Raw genomic sequence first — 16,736 nt, 5'->3', positions numbered from 1 at the left:
GATGATTCGCGTCGCCGCCCTTTACCGCTTTGCCCGCTTCGCCGATCCGGCAGCCTTGCGCGACCCTTTGCTCGCCGCCTGCACCGCCGGCGGCGTCCGGGGCACGCTGCTGCTCGCGCATGAGGGCATCAACGGCACCATCGCCGGCTCGACCGAGGCGGTCGAAACGGTCCTCGCCCATATCCGCACCCTGCCCGGCTGCGCCGACCTCGAGGTCAAGGACAGCTGGGCCGAGACCATGCCCTTCCATCGCACCAAGGTCCGCCTCAAGCGCGAGATCGTGACGATGGGTCAGCCCAATATCGATCCGCTCGAAGATGTCGGCCAATATGTGAAACCGGCCGACTGGAACGCGCTGATCGACCAGCCCGACACGATCGTGATCGACACGCGCAACGATTACGAGGTCGCGATCGGCAGCTTCGCCGGCGCGATCGATCCCGGCACGCACAGCTTCAGCGAATTCCCCGACTGGTTCCGCGCCAATCGCGACGCGCTGCTCGGCGGTGCCGAGAAACCCAGGGTCGCGATGTTCTGCACTGGCGGTATCCGCTGCGAAAAAGCCACCGCCTTCATCAAGGCGGAAGGGCTCGACGATGTTTACCATCTCGACGGCGGCATCTTGAAATATCTCGAGGAAGTGCCCGCCGCCGAAAGCCGCTGGGAGGGCGAATGCTTCGTCTTCGATCAGCGCGTCGCGGTCACTCATGGGCTTGAAGGGGGTACGCACAGCCTGTGCCATGGCTGCCGCATGCCAGTCAGCCCCGAGGACCGGCTGTCACCGCTTTATGTCGAAGGCGTCAGTTGCCCCGCCTGCCACGACACGCGCGACGCGGAACAACGCGCGGGTTATGCCGAGCGGCACCGGCAGGCCTTACTAGCGCACACACGCGGCGAAGCTCATGTCGGCGCGGTCCAGTCACCCAAACCCTAACGCGACGCGAGCCGTTTCAAATCGATATCCGGCACATCGCCACATCGATCCATCATCGCATCGATCATATGCACCAGGCGCGAACGCGCGGCGGCGATACCGCCCGGGCTCGATCCAAGATCGCGCGTCTCGAAATTGATATAGCGCAGACCATGCTGCGCCGCGTAATTCGACAGCGATCCGTCGCTCTTCACGACGCGTTCGAACACCACGTTGAAATCGGCTTTGACCAATCGGTCGCCACACCATGCCGATTGTCCGCCCGCGCCCGGCAGATAGGGAATCAGCGCGAGGCTGTCGTCATCGTCGAACGGCCAGCGCCGCGCGAGCGACGGACTCGGCTGGAAACGCGCATTGCACAGACGGATCGAAATCTCGCCCGATCCGCCACCCGTCGCCTTGCCGCAGCCCGCCAGGCCTGCATCGAACCCCGGTGCGTTGGTATGAAGCGCGACGATCAGGCGCGGCTTCGGCCTGAGATCGGCCAACACATGGCCGGCATAGAGCGGCAACGAGTCGCGGAAATTGCGGTTGGGATCGATCGGCGGTGCGCCTGCTGTGTCGAGATTGAAGCGCGCGCTATAGCTGCCGTCGACCGGTCCGGTATCAACCACCATCGCCACCCCGCCCCATGACCGCACCGCATCGAGCGCGGCGGAAAATGTCGCATTCTCGTTGTCGTGGGTGACGACCCACAATGGCCCGTCCGGCCGCGCGACATTGGCGATGCGCCATAACCGCCAGGTCGTCGCGCCTTCGCTAAACACCGCGCGGCTGGCCGACAAGCCGGCCCATACGGCGGGATCGCGGTGACGGGCGAAGTCATCGTCGATGACGGTCAATGGATCGACCGGCTCGAATCCGGGCGAGGCGAGCGGCGGCGCGACACCGGCAAGCAGCGCGGCCATGCCGATCACGATCGCAACGACGCGGCACCGTCCATTTGGCCTGAAGACCCGATCGTCAAGGAATCGCATTGACCATTTCTACGGTGAATCCGCCGACCGGCAATCCCGCAAATTCACCCGCTCAGTCGGCGTTGGAGTGACCGCCCATTCCACCATCGGCCGGATTGAACAAAGCCTGATTGGTGGGGTCGCCCCGTGCCGCACCGGCGAACGCGGTTGCGATCCAGCCGCGCTCGAAATCCTTCGCCATCGGCGTCGCGCAATGCTTGCACTGCGATACGAACACGTCGCCGTCGAACGCCGCAAGCCGTCCGTCACGCTCGTGCTTGCCGAGCAGGCATTTCGCCTTGTTCCAAAGCATGATCCGCGTCCCTTCAGTCAGGGGCTAGCAGCAACGCCGATCAGATGATTGGAAGAAAATGGAGAACCTGACAATTCCTCTGGTCCGTATTGGTTCAATAAGCGCGGCCGACCAATACCCGTTCGACCGCCGCGTTCCCTGTAAACACGCAGGTCCCGTCGGCCGCCGCCGCATCAGTCGGCACGTTGCGCACGGTCAGCTTAAGCGCTTTCAACCGCTCGACCACCTTGTCCAGCGCCGCGCCGCCCGGCTTCGACCATTGCACCTCGACCCAGCCGGGATTCTTCACGCCATCGGCAAAGGCGCGTTCGATACCGGCGAAATCGGTCACGTCCCGCGCAATGTTCGCCTCCAGGCGTCCCTTCGCCTCGACATGGAGTGCGCGCTGCATGTCTTCCAATATCCCCTGCGCGTCGGTGGTGAAATCATCCCGCCCAATGACAATACTGTTGAGCTTGCCGTCATTGCGATACAGCCGGTCGCGACAGATCATCGAGACATTGCCGCCGGCCATATCGCGTCCACCGACCTCGAGAATGACCGGCGCCCCCTTCTTGACCCAGCCCCAGCGCTTGGTCGCCGCCTTGGCCGGCTTGAGATCGAGCAACGCACGCACCGGCTCGCCCAACGCCGACAGTCGGGCAAGGTCCGCCTGCAATGCCTTGCAATAGTCGATGAGCGCGGCATCCTCGTCGGTATCGCGCAGCATCGGCACGATCACCACCTGCCACGGTGCGATGCGCGGCGGCACACGCAATCCGTCATCGTCGCCGTGAACCATGATCACGCCACCAATCATCCGCGTCGACACGCCCCAGCTGGTCGTATGGGCAAATTCCAGCTCGCCGCCGGCATTCTGGAACCTGATATTCTGCGCGTGCGCAAAATTGGTGCCGAGGAAATGGCTGGTGCCGGCCTGGAGCGCCTTGCCGTCCTGCATCATCGCCTCGATCGAATAGGTCGCGACCGCGCCGGGGAAACGCTCATTCTCCGGCTTCTCGCCCGCGACGACGGGAAGTGCGAGGCACTCCTCGGCAAAGCTTCGATAGACCTCGAGCATCTTCAGCGTTTCTTCTTGCGCCTCCACGGCGCTGGCATGGGCGGTGTGCCCTTCCTGCCAGAGAAATTCGCTGGTGCGCAGGAACATGCGCGTGCGCATTTCCCAGCGCACGACGTTAGCCCATTGGTTGATCAGTACCGGCAAGTCGCGCCACGACTGGATCCAGCGCGCGAAGGCGACGCCGATCACGGTTTCCGATGTCGGCCGTACGACCAACGGCTCTTCCAGCTTGGCGGCGGGGTCGGGCATCAGGCCGCCCTTTCCGTCCGGGATCAGCCGGTGATGCGTGACCACCGCCATTTCCTTGGCAAAGCCTTCGACATGCTCGGCCTCCTTCTCGAAATAGGACAGCGGGATGAACAGCGGAAAATAGCAATTCTCATGGCCGGTGGCCTTGATCCGGTCGTCGAGCAGCCGCTGGATCCGTTCCCAGATGCCATAGCCCCATGGCCGGATGACCATGCAGCCGCGCACGCCCGATTCCTCGGCGAGATCGGCTTCCGAAATGACGGCCTGGTACCAGGCGGAAAAATCCGCCTCGCGGGTGACGGGGAGTGCGTGCTTGATCATGGGAAGGCCGGATAGCGGGATCGGATCGCGCCGTCACCCCGGGGTCCACGGGTTTTCGCAGCGGGGTTATCCGCAGCTGCGGGAATTATTGCGGGAAAACGCTTTTTCGGGGGTTCTGCGGGAAGCTGCGGGAAAAACTGCGGGAAAATCGGTGCAACGGCACGGGAATTTCGTGGGGGCGCTGCGGGAATATCGGGAATTGCTGGGACGGAAATCATGACTTGCTCGTTTCAAATGGTTTGTCGAATGAGTTTTCACCCGTGACGCACCTATGCCGGAGAGCAGGCATGACGACGTCGGCGAGCGGGTTGAATCGCGCCGAGCAGGCGGAAAAGCCGATAGCGCGGGGTTGTTCAGCGGCGACCGCTTCCTCATAGCCGCAGCGACAAGAGATTGCGGAAAGGAGAAGGATGGCCGAGACCAACGATCGCATCCTGCCCGCGATCGCGATGCGTCTCATGTCGGTCGCCTTGTTCGCCAGCATGAACGCGGTGATCAAGCTTGCCGAAGAGCGTGGCGCCACGCTCGGCGAAATCCTGTTCTTTCGGCAATTCGGCGCGTCGATCCTGCTGACCGCGATCATCGCCACCGGACCGGGACTGAAGTCGGTCGCGACGCGGCGCCTGCCGGCGCATCTCGCGCGCGCGGTGCTGGGGCTCAGCGCGATGGCCTGCACCTTCAGCGCGATCCTGATGCTCCCGCTCGCCGAATCGACCACGCTGGGCTTCACCATGCCGATCTTCGCCACCATCCTAGGCGCACTGATCCTGCGCGAACCGACCGGCTGGCATCGCTGGGTGGCGGTCGCGGTCGGCTTTGCCGGCGTGCTGATCGTCGCGCAGCCGGGCAGCGGGCATTTCCCCATCTGGGGTGCGATCAGCGGACTGACCGCGGCGCTCCTCACCGCCAGCGTCTCGATCCTGCTGCGCCAGATCTCACGGACCGAAGGCACAATGACCACGGTATTCTGGTTTTCCACGCTGTCGCTGGTTCCGCTCGGCATCGTCTATGCATTCGTCATGCAACCGCATGCGCCGGTCACCTGGCTGCTGCTGATCGGCATCGGCCTGATCGGCGGCACAGCGCAGCTTGCCATGACCTCGGCACTGCGGCTCGGTCCGGTTTCGGTCGTGGTGCCGATGGATTATTCGTCGCTGCTCTGGGCGACCGCCTATGGCTGGCTGATCTTCGGCGTGCTGCCGAGCACCTGGACCTGGATCGGTGCGCCGGTGATCATCGCCAGCGGCCTGTATATCGTGTGGCGTGAACATGTCCGCCGCACGCAACTGACCCTGGAAACCGTACCGCAAATCTAGGCGGACCCAATTCGATCAGCGTCGCGCGCCCGCAACGTTCAGCGTCACGGCTGCGCGGACAAGCGCCTTCAACGCTTCCTCGTCGATCTCATCGCCCTCGTGGAAGTCGATCGCGCGCCTGGTGTTGCCGTCGAGGCTGGAGTTCAAAAGGCGCGACGGATCATCGAGCGCGGCCCCCTTGGCAAAGGTCATCTTGACGGCGGCCTTGTAGGTCTCGCCGGTGCAGACCATTCCGTCATGATACCAGACCGGAACCCCTCTCCATTTCCACTCCTCGACCATCTCCGGATCGGCTTGCTTGATCAGGCCGCGAAGCCGGGCAAGCATCTCGCCGCGCCAGTCGCCAAGCTCGCCGATCCGCTTGTCGATCATCGCCGATGGCGACCTTTCTTCCGGGGCCTCGCTTTTGCTCATCGCGTTCACTCCACTGCGCCGACGCGTCGCCCGCTGCGCCACCTGGCGACATAGGGCAGCGCGAACATGTACAGACCGCTGAACAAGAGCAAGAATAGCGGCAGCAGCGGCGAGTAGGTTATCCAGAGGGGAGGTTCCCCCCATGCCCGAGCGACGAAATTGGCGATGACGGTCAGCGTAAAGGCGATGGACAGCCAGCGGTGAAACTGCCGAATCCAGTTGTTCCAGGTCAATGGGACCTCCTCTTCGAAAACATGGCTTTGCATTTGTACGAGCGGACCTCAGTCTATCCCCACCAGGGTCAGTTCCAGCTTTGTCAGGAACTGCTTCCACCCCAGCTTGGCGCCCTGATAGGCCTGTTCCTGATCCGACCGGAAACCTGCCTGCTCCATACGCAGATGGGTTCCCTCGCTCGTCGGGGTGAGCGTCCAGGTGACGACACTTTCGAGACCATAGGCATCCCAGGTGTAAGACAGCGTCTTGTTCGCCTCGACCTCCAGGACCTTGCAGTCGACAGCTCCCCATTCCGCGCGAAAGTTGAAACGGTGATCCGTGACGGGCGCGAAGTCGCTCTTCATCAGCCACTCCTCGATCAGGTGCGGCTGAGTGAGCGCGCGCCAGATCTTTTCCGGCGGATAAGCAATCGCACGTTCGACAATAACAGAGCGGGTTTCGGTCGTAATATTGGTCATTGGTCCATCCTTTTCAGCAAGTCTTCGAGATGGTCGAACCGGCTTTGCCAGAATCCGGCCATCTGGCTCGTCCAGTCGATCAGCGGGGAAAGCGCGTCGAGCTGCGCGCTGTAATGGGTCTGCCGTCCCGCATGACGGTCGCGCACCAGCCCGGCCTGTTTCAGGATCCCGAGATGCTTGGACACGGCCGGTTGGGAGACCCCCGCCCGAGCCGTCAGCGCGCCGACCGTCTGCTCCCCGTCGCGGCACAGCCGCTCGAAAATAGCCAGGCGCGTCGGGTCGGCAAGGGTCCTGAAGAGCGTGGCATGAATATTGGGCATCTGCAATTGATAACTCTCCAGCTATGGATTAACCCATAACCATAGAGATATATGTGAGTCAAGCCGGGTATCATGCATTTTGAAGGCCGGGATTAAACACCTAGGCCAGATGGCTTTTGATTAATCTCCACCGTCATTCCCGCGAAAGCGGGAATCCCGCTTCTTCTTCTAGCTGCGGGGCAAGGCAGCGGGATCCCCGCTTCCGCGAGGATGACGGAAGAGATGACTTAACGTCATCTGGCTCTAAGCACCTGGCCATACGTCAGGCCCCAAGCGCCTTGAGCCGGTGAGCTCAGATTTAGCATATCTCGTCGGTTATGAATCTGCGTGGACAAAAGGCCTAGAACGGACAACCGCCCCGGCAGCTCAGCTGCGGTGAAACATCAGGGTCAGATTGTTGGCGGGCATCTCGGCGATCCGCTCCAGGATCAATCCCTGTTCCCGAGCGGCGGCGATGACGTCCTCGACTCGCCGCAACCCCCAGCGCGGATCGCGGCTCCTCAGCGAATCGTCGAACGCCTCGTTGCTCGGCGCGGTCGAATATCCGTCGCGGCGATACGGGCCGTACAGGATCAGCGGTCCGCCTTCGGAGAGAAGCCGCCCTGCCCCGGCCAGCAAGCCGAGCGTCGCTTCCCAAGGGCTGATATGGACCATGTTGACGCACAGGATCGCATCGGCGCGATCGATCGGCCAGTCGCGCGCGGCGGCGTCGAGATCAAGCGGCGGACGAACATTGGCCAGTCCGTCGCACCATGCCGCGATCGAGGTCCGTCCCCCGATATCGGGATCGCTCGGCTGCCAGTCCAGATCGGCAAAGACCCCGGCGAGATAAGCGCAGTGTTCGCCCGATCCGCTTGCGATCTCCAGTACCAACCCCGCCGTCGGCAGGATATCGCGCAACAGGGTTGCGATCGCTTCGCGGTTGCGCAGCGTCGCCGGCGCATGCTTGCGCACCTCCAGCCCCGCTTCGGTCACGACCCAGGGCGTCGGACCGGTCATCGTTTCCGACTCAAACCGCTCGCGCCGCGTCGAGCAGCCGCCGGGCGCGCAGGTACATCTCCACCCGCTGAGTCGCCAACAGGCCAAGCGCCATCGCAATCAGGATGTCGGTCACCATCAGCGTATCGAGGTGCGTCGATGAACCGGTCCTTTGCGCGATTTCCCGGATGCCGAAGCGCACCACGATCAGCGCGACGATGAACAGGATCGCCGCGGGCGACGGTTGATGGTTGAGCGCGTGCGTTTCCGGATCGACGCTGATCCGCATCATCCGACCGCGCTGCCACCCCAATGCCGCGCCGAGAACCAGCGCGGCGGCGCAATAGAGCCAGGTCATTCCGACCGGCGGATTCTGGCTCAGAACGAAAATCGCCAGCAGCGAATAGATCGCCGGCAGCACCCAGAGCCGCTCCAGCTTGAGCGGCCTTGCGCGACTCATCCGGCGGATGCGGAAGAACAATATGATCGCGATGACCACACCGCTTATCGCATAGGTGATGAGCTGATTTGGTTGGACCGCCTGAACCTGCATCTCGCCCTCGCGCCTGACCCTTTAACCGCCCTTCGCGCAACGCGGGCCGGACCGCAACGGCAATCCTACTCCGCCGCTTGCGCCAGTTCGGGGTCCTTCCACACCAGCACCGGCTTGCGCGCCGCCAGCGTCTCGTCGAGCCGGCTGCGCGGTGCGAAGTGCGGTGCCGATTTCAGTGCGACATCGCCAGCCTTGGCGCGTTCCGCGACCGAGCGCAGCGCACCGATGAACTGATCGAGCGCCGCCTTGCTCTCGGTCTCGGTCGGTTCGACCAGCATCGCGCCGTGCACGACGAGCGGGAAGTACATCGTCATCGGATGATAACCCTCATCGATCAGGCCCTTGGCGATGTCGATGGTCGAGAAGCCTTCGGCCAGGTTCGAATCCGAGAACAAGGCCTCATGCATGCACGGCCCCGACGCCCCGAACGGCGCATCCAATGTCGAGTCGAGCGAACGCAGGATGTAATTGGCGTTGAGCACCGCATCCTCGGCGACCTGGCGCAGGCCATCGGCACCGTGGCTGAGGATATAAGTCAGCGCACGGGTGAACATGCCCATCTGACCCTGGAACGCGACCATCCGGCCGAAGCTATGGACATGATGTTCATCGGCGTTTTCCTCCTCGACCAGACGGAAGCCCTCCGCAGTCTGTTCGACGAAAGGCAGCGGCGCATAAGGACTGAGCGCTTCGGAGAACACCACCGGCCCCGAGCCCGGCCCGCCGCCGCCATGCGGGGTGGAGAAGGTCTTGTGCAAATTGATGTGCATCGCATCGATGCCGAGGTCGCCCGGACGGACGCGCCCGACGATCGCGTTGAAGTTCGCGCCATCGCAATAGACCAGCCCGCCGGCCGCATGCACTGCGTCGGAGATCGCGCGCATGTCGCGCTCGAACAGGCCGCAGGTATTCGGGTTGGTGATCATCACGCCCGCGACATCCGGCCCGAGCCGCGCGGTCAGCGCGGCCAGGTCGACCCGGCCTTCGGCGGTCGCGGGGATATCCTCGACCGCATAGCCGGCAAAGGCGGCGGTCGCCGGGTTGGTGCCATGCGCGCTTTCCGGCACCAATATGGTCTTGCGATGCCCTTCACCGCGCGCTTCGAGCGCGGCGCGGATCGCGAGGATGCCGCACAATTCGCCATGCGCGCCCGCCTTGGGGCTCATCGCGACCGAATGCATGCCGGTCAGCGTGACCAGCCAGTGCGCAAGCTGGTGGATCACCTCGAGCGCGCCTTGCACCGTATCGACCGGCGCGAGCGGATGGACGTCGGCGAACCCGGGCAGCCGCGCCATCTTCTCGTTGAGGCGCGGATTGTGCTTCATCGTGCACGATCCGAGCGGGAACAGGCCGAGGTCGATCGCGTAGTTCTGGCGCGACAGGCGGGTGTAATGGCGTACCGCCTCCGGTTCCGACAGGCCGGGTAAGCCGATTGGCCTTGCGCGGCCAAGACTGCCGAGCCGCGACGGCGCCTCGACCGGCGCGGCGACGTCCACGCCCGTGGTTTCGGTCGAGCCAATCTCGAAGATCAGCACCTCTTCAAGCATAAGGGCCCTATTCCCGGTAAAGGTGTTGCCGGTAAAGGTCGGTGCGGTCGAATTACCCGGTTCGGGCGTGGTCGGGCGCCAGCCGCTTGCGTTGATCGTCATGCCAGCACCTCCTGCAGCGCGGTCGCCAGCGCCTCGACATCCTCGACCGTCGTCGTCTCGGTCACCGCAACGATCAGCCCATTGGCCAGCCCCGCCTCGTCGGGATAGAGCCGTCCAAGCGACACTCCGGCCAGGATACCGCGCTCTGCCAGGGTCCGGACGACCGGCCGCGCTTCCTGCGGCAGCCTGATGGTGAATTCATTGAAGAAGGCGGGTGTGACCAGCTCGACCCCCTGCACTTGCGCCAGGCGGTCCGCCGCCGCCGATGCGCCGGCATGGTTGGTCTCTGCCAGCGCGCGCAGCCCCGCTTCACCGAGCAGGGTCATGTGGATCGAGAAGGCCAACGCGCACAGGCCGGAGTTGGTGCAGATGTTCGACGTCGCCTTTTCGCGGCGAATATGTTGCTCGCGCGTCGACAGGGTCAGCACGAAACCGCGCCGGCCATCGGCATCGAGCGTCTCGCCACACAGCCGTCCCGGCATTTGCCGGACGTATTTTTCCTTGCAGCCGAACAGCCCGACATAGGGACCGCCGAACTGCAGCCCGACGCCGATTGACTGGCCTTCGCCGACGACGATGTCGGCATCCATCTCGCCCGGCGACTTGATCGCGCCGAGCGCGACCGGCTCGGTCACCACCGCGATCAGCAGCGCCTTCTTCGCATGGCAGGCATCGGCCAGCGCCGACAGGTCGGCGATGCGACCGAGAATGTCGGGATACTGCACCACGACGCATGAGGTATCGCCGTCGATCGACGCGATCAGCCGGTCGATATCGGTCTCCGCGGTCAGGGTCGGCGCCGAGGTGTCGAGCACATCGCCGGTGAACTTCGCCATCGTCTTCGCAACCGCGACGTAATGCGGATGCAAGCCGGAGGAGAGCAGCGCCTTGCCGCGCTTGGTGATGCGCCGCGCCATGCTGATCGCTTCCCAGCACGCCGTCGATCCGTCGTACATAGACGCATTGGCGACATCGGTGCCGAGTAGCCGCGCGACCTGAGTCTGGAACTCGAACAGCATCTGCAGCGTGCCCTGCGCGATCTCCGGCTGGTACGGCGTATAGGCGGTGAGGAACTCGCCGCGCTGGATCAAATGATCGACCGAGGCCGGCACATGATGCTTGTACGCGCCGCAACCAAGGAAGAACGGTCCGTCACCGGCGGCGACATTCTTGCGCGCAAGCGCGGTCATATGGCGCTCGACCGAAAGTTCGCTGGCATGAAGCGGCAGGCCGCGAATCGGGCCGTCGAGCTGGGCGACGCCGGGGACATCGACGAACAGCTCATCGATCGAGGCGGCGCCGATGACGGAAAGCATCGCCGCGCGGTCGGTGTCGGTCAGGGGCAGGTAGCGCATCGGCACCTTCTCATTAAGTGTTAGCAGGGGCGCCTTCGGACAAGGTCCAGGCGCGAATGTCGGTGGGACTGATCCCGGGCGAGCGGTCCGTGCCGCCGAGGCCAGTGCAACTGTCCTTGGCCATACGTCCGGTGATGATGACGTAGCTGTGCTGAAGCGGCGCGGCTTTCCGGTCGAATGCCTCGTTCCCGCCTATGCCGACAGGCCACATCGCGTTTACCGCCGACCACACTTCTCGCTCTTCTCGCCCGGTCTCACGCTTTGTCTGTATCGCATGCATGTGTTGCCACGCAGCGGTAAAGTCACGCCACGCCTTCTTGTCGGCGAACAATTGGCAGTCGTATCCCGCGCATTTGCCGAGATATCCCGATGCCCGGACTGCTTTGCCCTTGAAGGAATCGCATTGCGCAAGGATTTGAGCGGCCCCGGACAAAGCCGTCGAATCACTGCACGAAGAGAGCCACAGCGATGCGGTAGCGGCACCCAAGGCGAGCGCCCGGATCAAAGCTTCGCGACAAACGCCGCGTAAGCCGTCTCGTCCATCAAGCTCTCGAGCTCGCTCGGGTCCGACAGCGTGATCTTGTAGAACCAGCCGTCACCTTCGGGATCCTCGTTGACCAGGCCGGGCGTGTCGGCGAGGTCGTCATTGCCCTCGATCACGGTGCCGCTGGCCGGCGAGTAGATATCCGACGCCGCCTTGACCGATTCGACCACCGCGGCCTCATCGCCCTTGGTCAGTTCCTTGCCCTCTTCGGGCACATCGACGAACACGATGTCGCCGAGCTGGCCCTGCGCATAGTCGCTGATCCCGACGGTGCCCACATCACCATCGACGTCGATCCATTCATGGTCTTCGGTAAAGTAACGGCTCATCTCACTTGCCTCCTGCTCGGACGTAGCGGTGGGGAATAAACGGCATCGCGGTGACGGTCGCTTGATGGACCTTGCCGCGCTGCGCTAACTGAATAACAGTGCCGGGCACCGCCATCGACAGCGGAACGTACGCCATCGCGATCGGTGCCCCGACACTTGGTGCGAAACCGCCGCTGGTGACGCGACCGACTTCGGATCCCTCGGGATCGACCACCGCCGCGCCTTCGCGCACCGGCTGGCGCCCCTCGATCATCAAACCGACGCGCTTCTGGATCGCCCCTTGCTCGCGCTCCATCAGGATGCGCTCGGCACCGGGGAAACCACCTTCTTCGCGGCGACGCTTGGAGATCGCAAAGCCCAGATCGGCGGCGGTCGGCGTCGTCTCGGGATCGAGGTCATGGCCGTAAAGCGGCAGGCCAGCCTCGAGCCGCAGCGAATCGCGCGCGCCAAGGCCGATCGGCTTGACCTCGGCGTGCGCGCACAGCGCGTCGGCGAACGCGACCGCGGAGTCGCCGGGCAGCGAAATCTCGAACCCATCCTCGCCGGTATAACCCGAGCGGCTGATCCCGAGCGGCATACCGTCCCATTCGAACGGCGCGGCCTGCATGAAAACGAGCGCCTCGACCCCCGGCACCAGCCGCGCCAGCACATCGACCGCCTTGGGGCCTTGCAGCGCGAGCAACGCCGCGTCCTCGTTATAGTTGATCGTGATATCGTCGGGCAGATGATCGAGCAGGTGAGCGATATCGTCCTGCTTCACCGCGCCATTGACGACGAGATAGAGGTGATCCCCGGCATTGGTGACCATCAGGTCGTCGAGAATACCGCCATTGTCCGCAAGCAGCAGCGAATAGCGCATCCGCCCCGGCGCAAGCGCGGAGATGTCACCCGGCACCAGCGCCTCGAGCGCCTTGGCGACATCATCACCGATCAGCTGCAGCTGCCCCATATGGGATACGTCGAACAGCCCGGCACTTTCGCGCACCCACAGGTGCTCGGCCATGATGCCTTCATACTGGACGGGCATATGATAACCGGCGAACTCGACCATCCGGCCGCCGCGCGCGCGGTGCCACGCGTCAAGCGGCAGGGTCTGGATTTCGATTTCAGGGCCGTCCTGGCCCGGGCTGTCGTTCTGGTCGCTCATGCCGGTCTCCGTCGAAGGTGCGACGCACGGACGCGCGCCACAGCGCTGCCGTTCGCCACCCCCTCTGTCACGGAACCTGAGAGCTTTGACCATCCCGCCTGACGGCGGCACGGCTTACCCCTTCGGTGGGCCGGACGAATGCCGCCCGGCCGCTTTCCAGAGTGTCGATTCGGCCCGCGCGGTCCCGTTTGCCTGAGAGATTCCGGGGCGGTTGCTCCTTCGGCGGCCTATGGAAAGGCTCTCTCCCGCGCGTGCCCATGCCGGTTGCCCGACATCGACGAATTCCGTGTGACGCGGTGCAGTAACCGAGTCAACGAGTCTTCGACGCTTCTTGTGCAAACGATACCGGCCTAACGAGGGCGCGTGGCGAACACGTCACTCAAGATATCCGCGAGGCGATAGCCCGCCAGCGTGACGCGTTGCTCCGCCGCTTCCGTTACCGCCTGGGCGTAGTCCGGCGCTGCCGATACGGCGGTCGCCGCCGAGCTGGCCCGCGGCGCATCGGCGCGATAGGCCAGGGCAGTGGAGAGGTCATAGCTTTCCGCGAGCCAGGTTTCGCTCGCATCGCTCGCCGTAACGGGCCGCGACAATGCGGTGGCAAACCGACCGCGCGGAAAGCGTGCCTCCAGATCGCGCGCCCGGGCGAACGCCGCCGAGGCGGAGCCATCACGGCTGACCGAATCATCCCAATACCAGTGAAGCGAAACCGGCTGACCGGTAAGCTGATCACGAACAAACACCTTGGCCCCGCCTTCATCACCGTTCGGCCAGTTCGGGGCGACACGCTCGGCGCTGTGCAGCGGCTGATGGAAATCGGCCACGATGTGCAGGATCCAGCATAACGCAATCGCGCGATCGGCGGCGGGGGCGTGTGCATCGCGCGCGACCGAAAGGTTGAGCGCCAACGCTTCCATGCCTGACCCTCGCGATGCGGTGGAGCCGATACCCGCTTTCGATGCCGTCATAGCGCGCAGCCGGTAGTGCCAGGTTGGATGATCGTTGGGGCCGCCGCGCACATCGTCGGGCCAGCGCGCCATTTCCAGGAACAGGCGACGATCACGCTCCGCCCCTTCGGCCCGATCGATCGCCACCTGAAACGGACCGGGATCGGGGTGAGCGGCAAGCAGCCGCAGCATCCCCGCAACGACCGCCGGGTCGTCGCGCATCAGTTCGTCATAGGCGATGGCCGCGGCAACCATATGCCCCGGCCGCGACCAGGCATTGGCAGGAGCGGACTGCGCAATGATCGCGATAACCATCAGCGATGCGAATATTGGTCTCATCACGGCCCCTCTCAGAAGTTCAGGGTTGCGCGGGCGAAGAATTCGCGGCCGTTGGTGCCGATCGCGCCGGCTTCAGGATATAACAGCCCCCCGCCCTGGGTCAGCGCCCGCTCCTTGGTCTTGTCGGGATAGGCATCGGTCAGGTTCAGGATGCCGATGCCGAACCGGAGGCGATCGGCGACCTTGAACTCAGCGGTGATGTCGATCGATGTCACCGCGCCATAGGTCTGCGGCGTCAGCACCGAAGTGGTGGTGAACGCGCCGAACCGCACCACATCGGCAGTCAGGCCGAAATCGCCGGCGTCGATTCGCGCGGCAAGGGTCAGTTTCTCGTCGGGCTGGGCAACGGTGAGCAGTTGCAGAGCCGGCCCACCCAGGAGCGGCAGCGAAGGAATCACCCGATTGAGCGCCAGCCGATCCACACTGGTTTCGACATGGGTATAGCTGGCGGTCAGGTTGGCACGGATGCCGCCGAAGCGTCGGGTCCAGTCGGCGGTTATCTCGAAGCCTTCGGTGGTGGTATCGAGCGCGTTGGTGAAAAAGCGTGCCTGCGACGCGTTGGTGATCCCCGCGGCATTCAGGATGGCGGTGACCGCCGCACCGCTCAACGTCTCGCTGAGCGCGATGCGGTCGTCGATCGCGATGCGGAAGACATCGGCGGACAGGACAAAACCCTTGAAGGGCGTGAGCACCAGCCCGCCGCTCAAATTACGCGATCGTTCCTCGCGCAATGGCGTTGCGCCGAGCGCAACCGCAACGGGATCGGAGACCGCGAACGTGCCGATATTGACCAGGACGCCACCACTCGACTGGCTGGTGACGGTACTGAAATATTGCTGCTGCAACGATGGCGCACGAAACCCGGTGGACGCAGTCGCCCGGATCGCGATCATGTCGACCGGCTTGTAGAAAAAGCTCAGCTTACCGGTCGTCGCATCGCCGAAATCGCTATAGCGTTCGTGGCGCACCGCAGCGCCCAGATTCATGCCCTTGATCGGACTCAGGTCGAGATCGGCGTAAAAGCTCCAGGCGTGGCGGCTTTCATCGACCGGAATGGGCGGATTGTAACCGGGAAATCCCTGGGCACCCGCGCCGGTATAAGACCCCGGCTCGCCGCGGCGCAGCTTGAACGTCTCGTAGCGATGCTCAGCGCCCGCTGCCAGATTCAGACCGGCGGCGAAGTTGATCTTCCGGCTGATGTCCAGGTTCGCCACGTTCTGAAAATAGCGCGCGCCACCACCGGCAAAGCTGCGCGGGCTTGCCGTGCCAAGCGAGGTGTTGACCGTGTCGAACACTCCGAACGTGGCGTCGCTGAGGCCAACCGTATCGCTGAGATCGAAGCGCCACGCGCCCAGATCGCCCGAAACGCCGACCGAACCGCCCGCATCGTCAAGATCCACGCGAACATGCGGTACAAACCCTTGCGGATAAAAGGAAGGAGCGACCGTCGGCGCGCGATATTGTGCCGGGCTGGTCGAACGGCGATGGTCGTAGATGCCCTGCGCATAGAGTTCGACCGCGCCGATCGGCAGGCGGAAGCTGCCGGCCAGGTTCAGGTCGATCGACCTGGGGTCGCCCTGTTCGCTGGTGATGCGACCAAAACGACTGTCCACACCCGCGCGGTTGGTCGCACTGCGGTCACGCAGTTCGGCGGTAAGGTTTAGCGACCCGCCCACTCCGATCGCAAAGCCATGGTTCAGCGCGGCGACCAGGGTCCGGCCATCACCCCGCCCGGTGATACCCGATTGAACGCTGGCGAAACCGCCCTTGGCTGACGAGCGCAGCGTGATGTTGATCACGCCGGCAATCGCGTCCGAACCATATTGCGCGGCGGCTCCATCGCGCAGGATCTCGACCCGCTCGATTGCCGATACCGGAATCGCGCCAAGATCGACCGGCACCGATCCGCGCCCGACGACATTGTTGAAATTGAGCACCGACGACAAATGCCATCGTTTGCCGTTTACCAGCACCAGCACCTGATCGGGCGCCAGCCCACGCAGTGTCGCGGCGCGGGTATTGGCACCCGACGGGCCGGTCGCGGTCCGCGGATAGTTGAACGACGGCGCCAGATATTGGAGCGTGCGATTGAGGTCGGTCAGGCCCCGCGCCTGAAGATCGTCGCCGTCGAACACATCGATCGGCGACGGCGATTCCTCGACCAGCCGGCCGGGTGCGCGACTGCCGACGACGAGAATGTCGGCACCTTCCGTTTCCTGGGCAAAGGCCGGTGTCGCCATCGACACGGTGAGCAGAAGAGTGGCGAGTGTTGAACGCATGATCGATCCCCCGAATTTACGGGCGGTCCATAAGCGCGGGGCGA

The 16,736-nt window shown here is 64.0% G+C and carries 18 protein-coding genes and 2 riboswitches; of the genes, 2 read left to right on the top strand and 16 right to left on the bottom strand.

The window, feature by feature from the left end:
* Nucleotide 1 precedes the first annotated feature (1 nt).
* On the top strand, nucleotides 2-934 hold the full coding sequence (gene trhO, locus ACVWZA_RS18465) for an oxygen-dependent tRNA uridine(34) hydroxylase TrhO (protein ID WP_457312832.1): 933 nt from the start codon (nucleotides 2-4) through the stop codon (nucleotides 932-934).
* Here the strand turns inward: trhO and ACVWZA_RS18460 are convergent.
* The 3 genes from ACVWZA_RS18460 to ACVWZA_RS18450 all read right to left on the bottom strand — a co-directional run bounded on the left by ACVWZA_RS18460 (nucleotide 931) and on the right by ACVWZA_RS18450 (nucleotide 3,833).
* Nucleotides 931-1,911, bottom strand: a complete 981-nt coding sequence (locus tag ACVWZA_RS18460; protein ID WP_457312831.1) for a hypothetical protein — start codon at nucleotides 1,909-1,911, stop codon at nucleotides 931-933. The genes trhO and ACVWZA_RS18460 overlap by 4 nt on opposite strands.
* A gap of 52 nt (nucleotides 1,912-1,963) precedes the next feature.
* On the bottom strand, nucleotides 1,964-2,203 hold the full coding sequence (locus tag ACVWZA_RS18455; RefSeq protein WP_457312830.1) for a hypothetical protein: 240 nt from the start codon (nucleotides 2,201-2,203) through the stop codon (nucleotides 1,964-1,966).
* A gap of 94 nt (nucleotides 2,204-2,297) precedes the next feature.
* Nucleotides 2,298-3,833 (bottom strand): aminoacyl--tRNA ligase-related protein, encoded by a 1,536-nt coding sequence (locus ACVWZA_RS18450; protein WP_457312828.1) that lies wholly within the window; start codon nucleotides 3,831-3,833, stop codon nucleotides 2,298-2,300.
* A 410-nt stretch (nucleotides 3,834-4,243) separates the two neighbouring features.
* Here ACVWZA_RS18450 and ACVWZA_RS18445 point away from each other — a divergent pair, with 410 nt between their 5' ends.
* The gene (locus ACVWZA_RS18445; protein ID WP_457312827.1) at nucleotides 4,244-5,149 is read left to right on the top strand and encodes a DMT family transporter; all 906 of its coding nucleotides are present in this window, start codon (nucleotides 4,244-4,246) and stop codon (nucleotides 5,147-5,149) included.
* 15 nt (nucleotides 5,150-5,164) lie between these two features.
* Here the strand turns inward: ACVWZA_RS18445 and ACVWZA_RS18440 are convergent, their stop codons facing one another.
* The 13 genes from ACVWZA_RS18440 to ACVWZA_RS18380 all read right to left on the bottom strand — a co-directional run bounded on the left by ACVWZA_RS18440 (nucleotide 5,165) and on the right by ACVWZA_RS18380 (nucleotide 16,692).
* Nucleotides 5,165-5,563: a DUF1801 domain-containing protein gene (locus ACVWZA_RS18440; protein ID WP_457312825.1), complete on the bottom strand. Its 399-nt coding sequence runs from the start codon at nucleotides 5,561-5,563 to the stop codon at nucleotides 5,165-5,167.
* 5 nt (nucleotides 5,564-5,568) lie between these two features.
* Nucleotides 5,569-5,796, bottom strand: a complete 228-nt coding sequence (locus ACVWZA_RS18435; RefSeq protein ID WP_457312824.1) for a hypothetical protein — start codon at nucleotides 5,794-5,796, stop codon at nucleotides 5,569-5,571.
* Between the two features lie 48 nt (nucleotides 5,797-5,844).
* A complete protein-coding gene (locus tag ACVWZA_RS18430; RefSeq protein WP_457312823.1) occupies nucleotides 5,845-6,255 on the bottom strand; it encodes an SRPBCC family protein in 411 nt (136 codons plus the stop codon).
* On the bottom strand, nucleotides 6,252-6,575 hold the full coding sequence (locus ACVWZA_RS18425) for an ArsR/SmtB family transcription factor (protein ID WP_457312884.1): 324 nt from the start codon (nucleotides 6,573-6,575) through the stop codon (nucleotides 6,252-6,254). The genes ACVWZA_RS18430 and ACVWZA_RS18425 overlap by 4 nt, the downstream gene beginning before the upstream one ends.
* Nucleotides 6,576-6,941: 366 nt before the next feature.
* On the bottom strand, nucleotides 6,942-7,574 hold the full coding sequence (locus tag ACVWZA_RS18420; protein ID WP_457312822.1) for a DUF938 domain-containing protein: 633 nt from the start codon (nucleotides 7,572-7,574) through the stop codon (nucleotides 6,942-6,944).
* 10 nt (nucleotides 7,575-7,584) lie between these two features.
* Nucleotides 7,585-8,106 (bottom strand): CcdC protein domain-containing protein, encoded by a 522-nt coding sequence (locus ACVWZA_RS18415; RefSeq protein ID WP_457312821.1) that lies wholly within the window; start codon nucleotides 8,104-8,106, stop codon nucleotides 7,585-7,587.
* A 65-nt stretch (nucleotides 8,107-8,171) separates the two neighbouring features.
* Nucleotides 8,172-9,755: an aminomethyl-transferring glycine dehydrogenase subunit GcvPB gene (gene gcvPB / locus ACVWZA_RS18410; protein ID WP_457312820.1), complete on the bottom strand. Its 1,584-nt coding sequence runs from the start codon at nucleotides 9,753-9,755 to the stop codon at nucleotides 8,172-8,174.
* Complete coding sequence (gene gcvPA / locus ACVWZA_RS18405) at nucleotides 9,752-11,110, bottom strand: aminomethyl-transferring glycine dehydrogenase subunit GcvPA (protein WP_457312818.1); 1,359 nt, start codon at nucleotides 11,108-11,110, stop codon at nucleotides 9,752-9,754. The genes gcvPB and gcvPA overlap by 4 nt, the downstream gene beginning before the upstream one ends.
* Before the next feature lie 13 nt (nucleotides 11,111-11,123).
* Nucleotides 11,124-11,597 carry a hypothetical protein gene (locus tag ACVWZA_RS18400; RefSeq protein WP_457312817.1) on the bottom strand — a complete coding sequence of 158 codons (474 nt, stop codon included), beginning with the start codon at nucleotides 11,595-11,597 and terminating at the stop codon, nucleotides 11,124-11,126.
* Between the two features lie 14 nt (nucleotides 11,598-11,611).
* A complete protein-coding gene (gene gcvH, locus ACVWZA_RS18395) occupies nucleotides 11,612-11,983 on the bottom strand; it encodes a glycine cleavage system protein GcvH (protein WP_457312816.1) in 372 nt (123 codons plus the stop codon).
* Between the two features lies 1 nt (nucleotide 11,984).
* Nucleotides 11,985-13,130, bottom strand: coding sequence for a glycine cleavage system aminomethyltransferase GcvT (gene gcvT, locus ACVWZA_RS18390; protein ID WP_457312815.1), 1,146 nt, complete (start codon nucleotides 13,128-13,130; stop codon nucleotides 11,985-11,987).
* A gap of 55 nt (nucleotides 13,131-13,185) precedes the next feature.
* A riboswitch (glycine riboswitch) is annotated at nucleotides 13,186-13,299 on the bottom strand.
* Nucleotides 13,300-13,388: riboswitch (glycine riboswitch) on the bottom strand. It lies immediately after the preceding riboswitch.
* A gap of 92 nt (nucleotides 13,389-13,480) precedes the next feature.
* On the bottom strand, nucleotides 13,481-14,413 hold the full coding sequence (locus ACVWZA_RS18385; protein ID WP_457312814.1) for a S1/P1 nuclease: 933 nt from the start codon (nucleotides 14,411-14,413) through the stop codon (nucleotides 13,481-13,483).
* 11 nt (nucleotides 14,414-14,424) lie between these two features.
* Complete coding sequence (locus tag ACVWZA_RS18380; RefSeq protein WP_457312813.1) at nucleotides 14,425-16,692, bottom strand: TonB-dependent receptor plug domain-containing protein; 2,268 nt, start codon at nucleotides 16,690-16,692, stop codon at nucleotides 14,425-14,427.
* Nucleotides 16,693-16,736 lie beyond the last annotated feature (44 nt).

Source organism: Sphingomonas sp. UYAg733, assembly GCF_054057355.1.
Note: the sequence above shows the minus strand (reverse complement) of the source record. Positions and strands in the feature narration are given on the sequence as shown.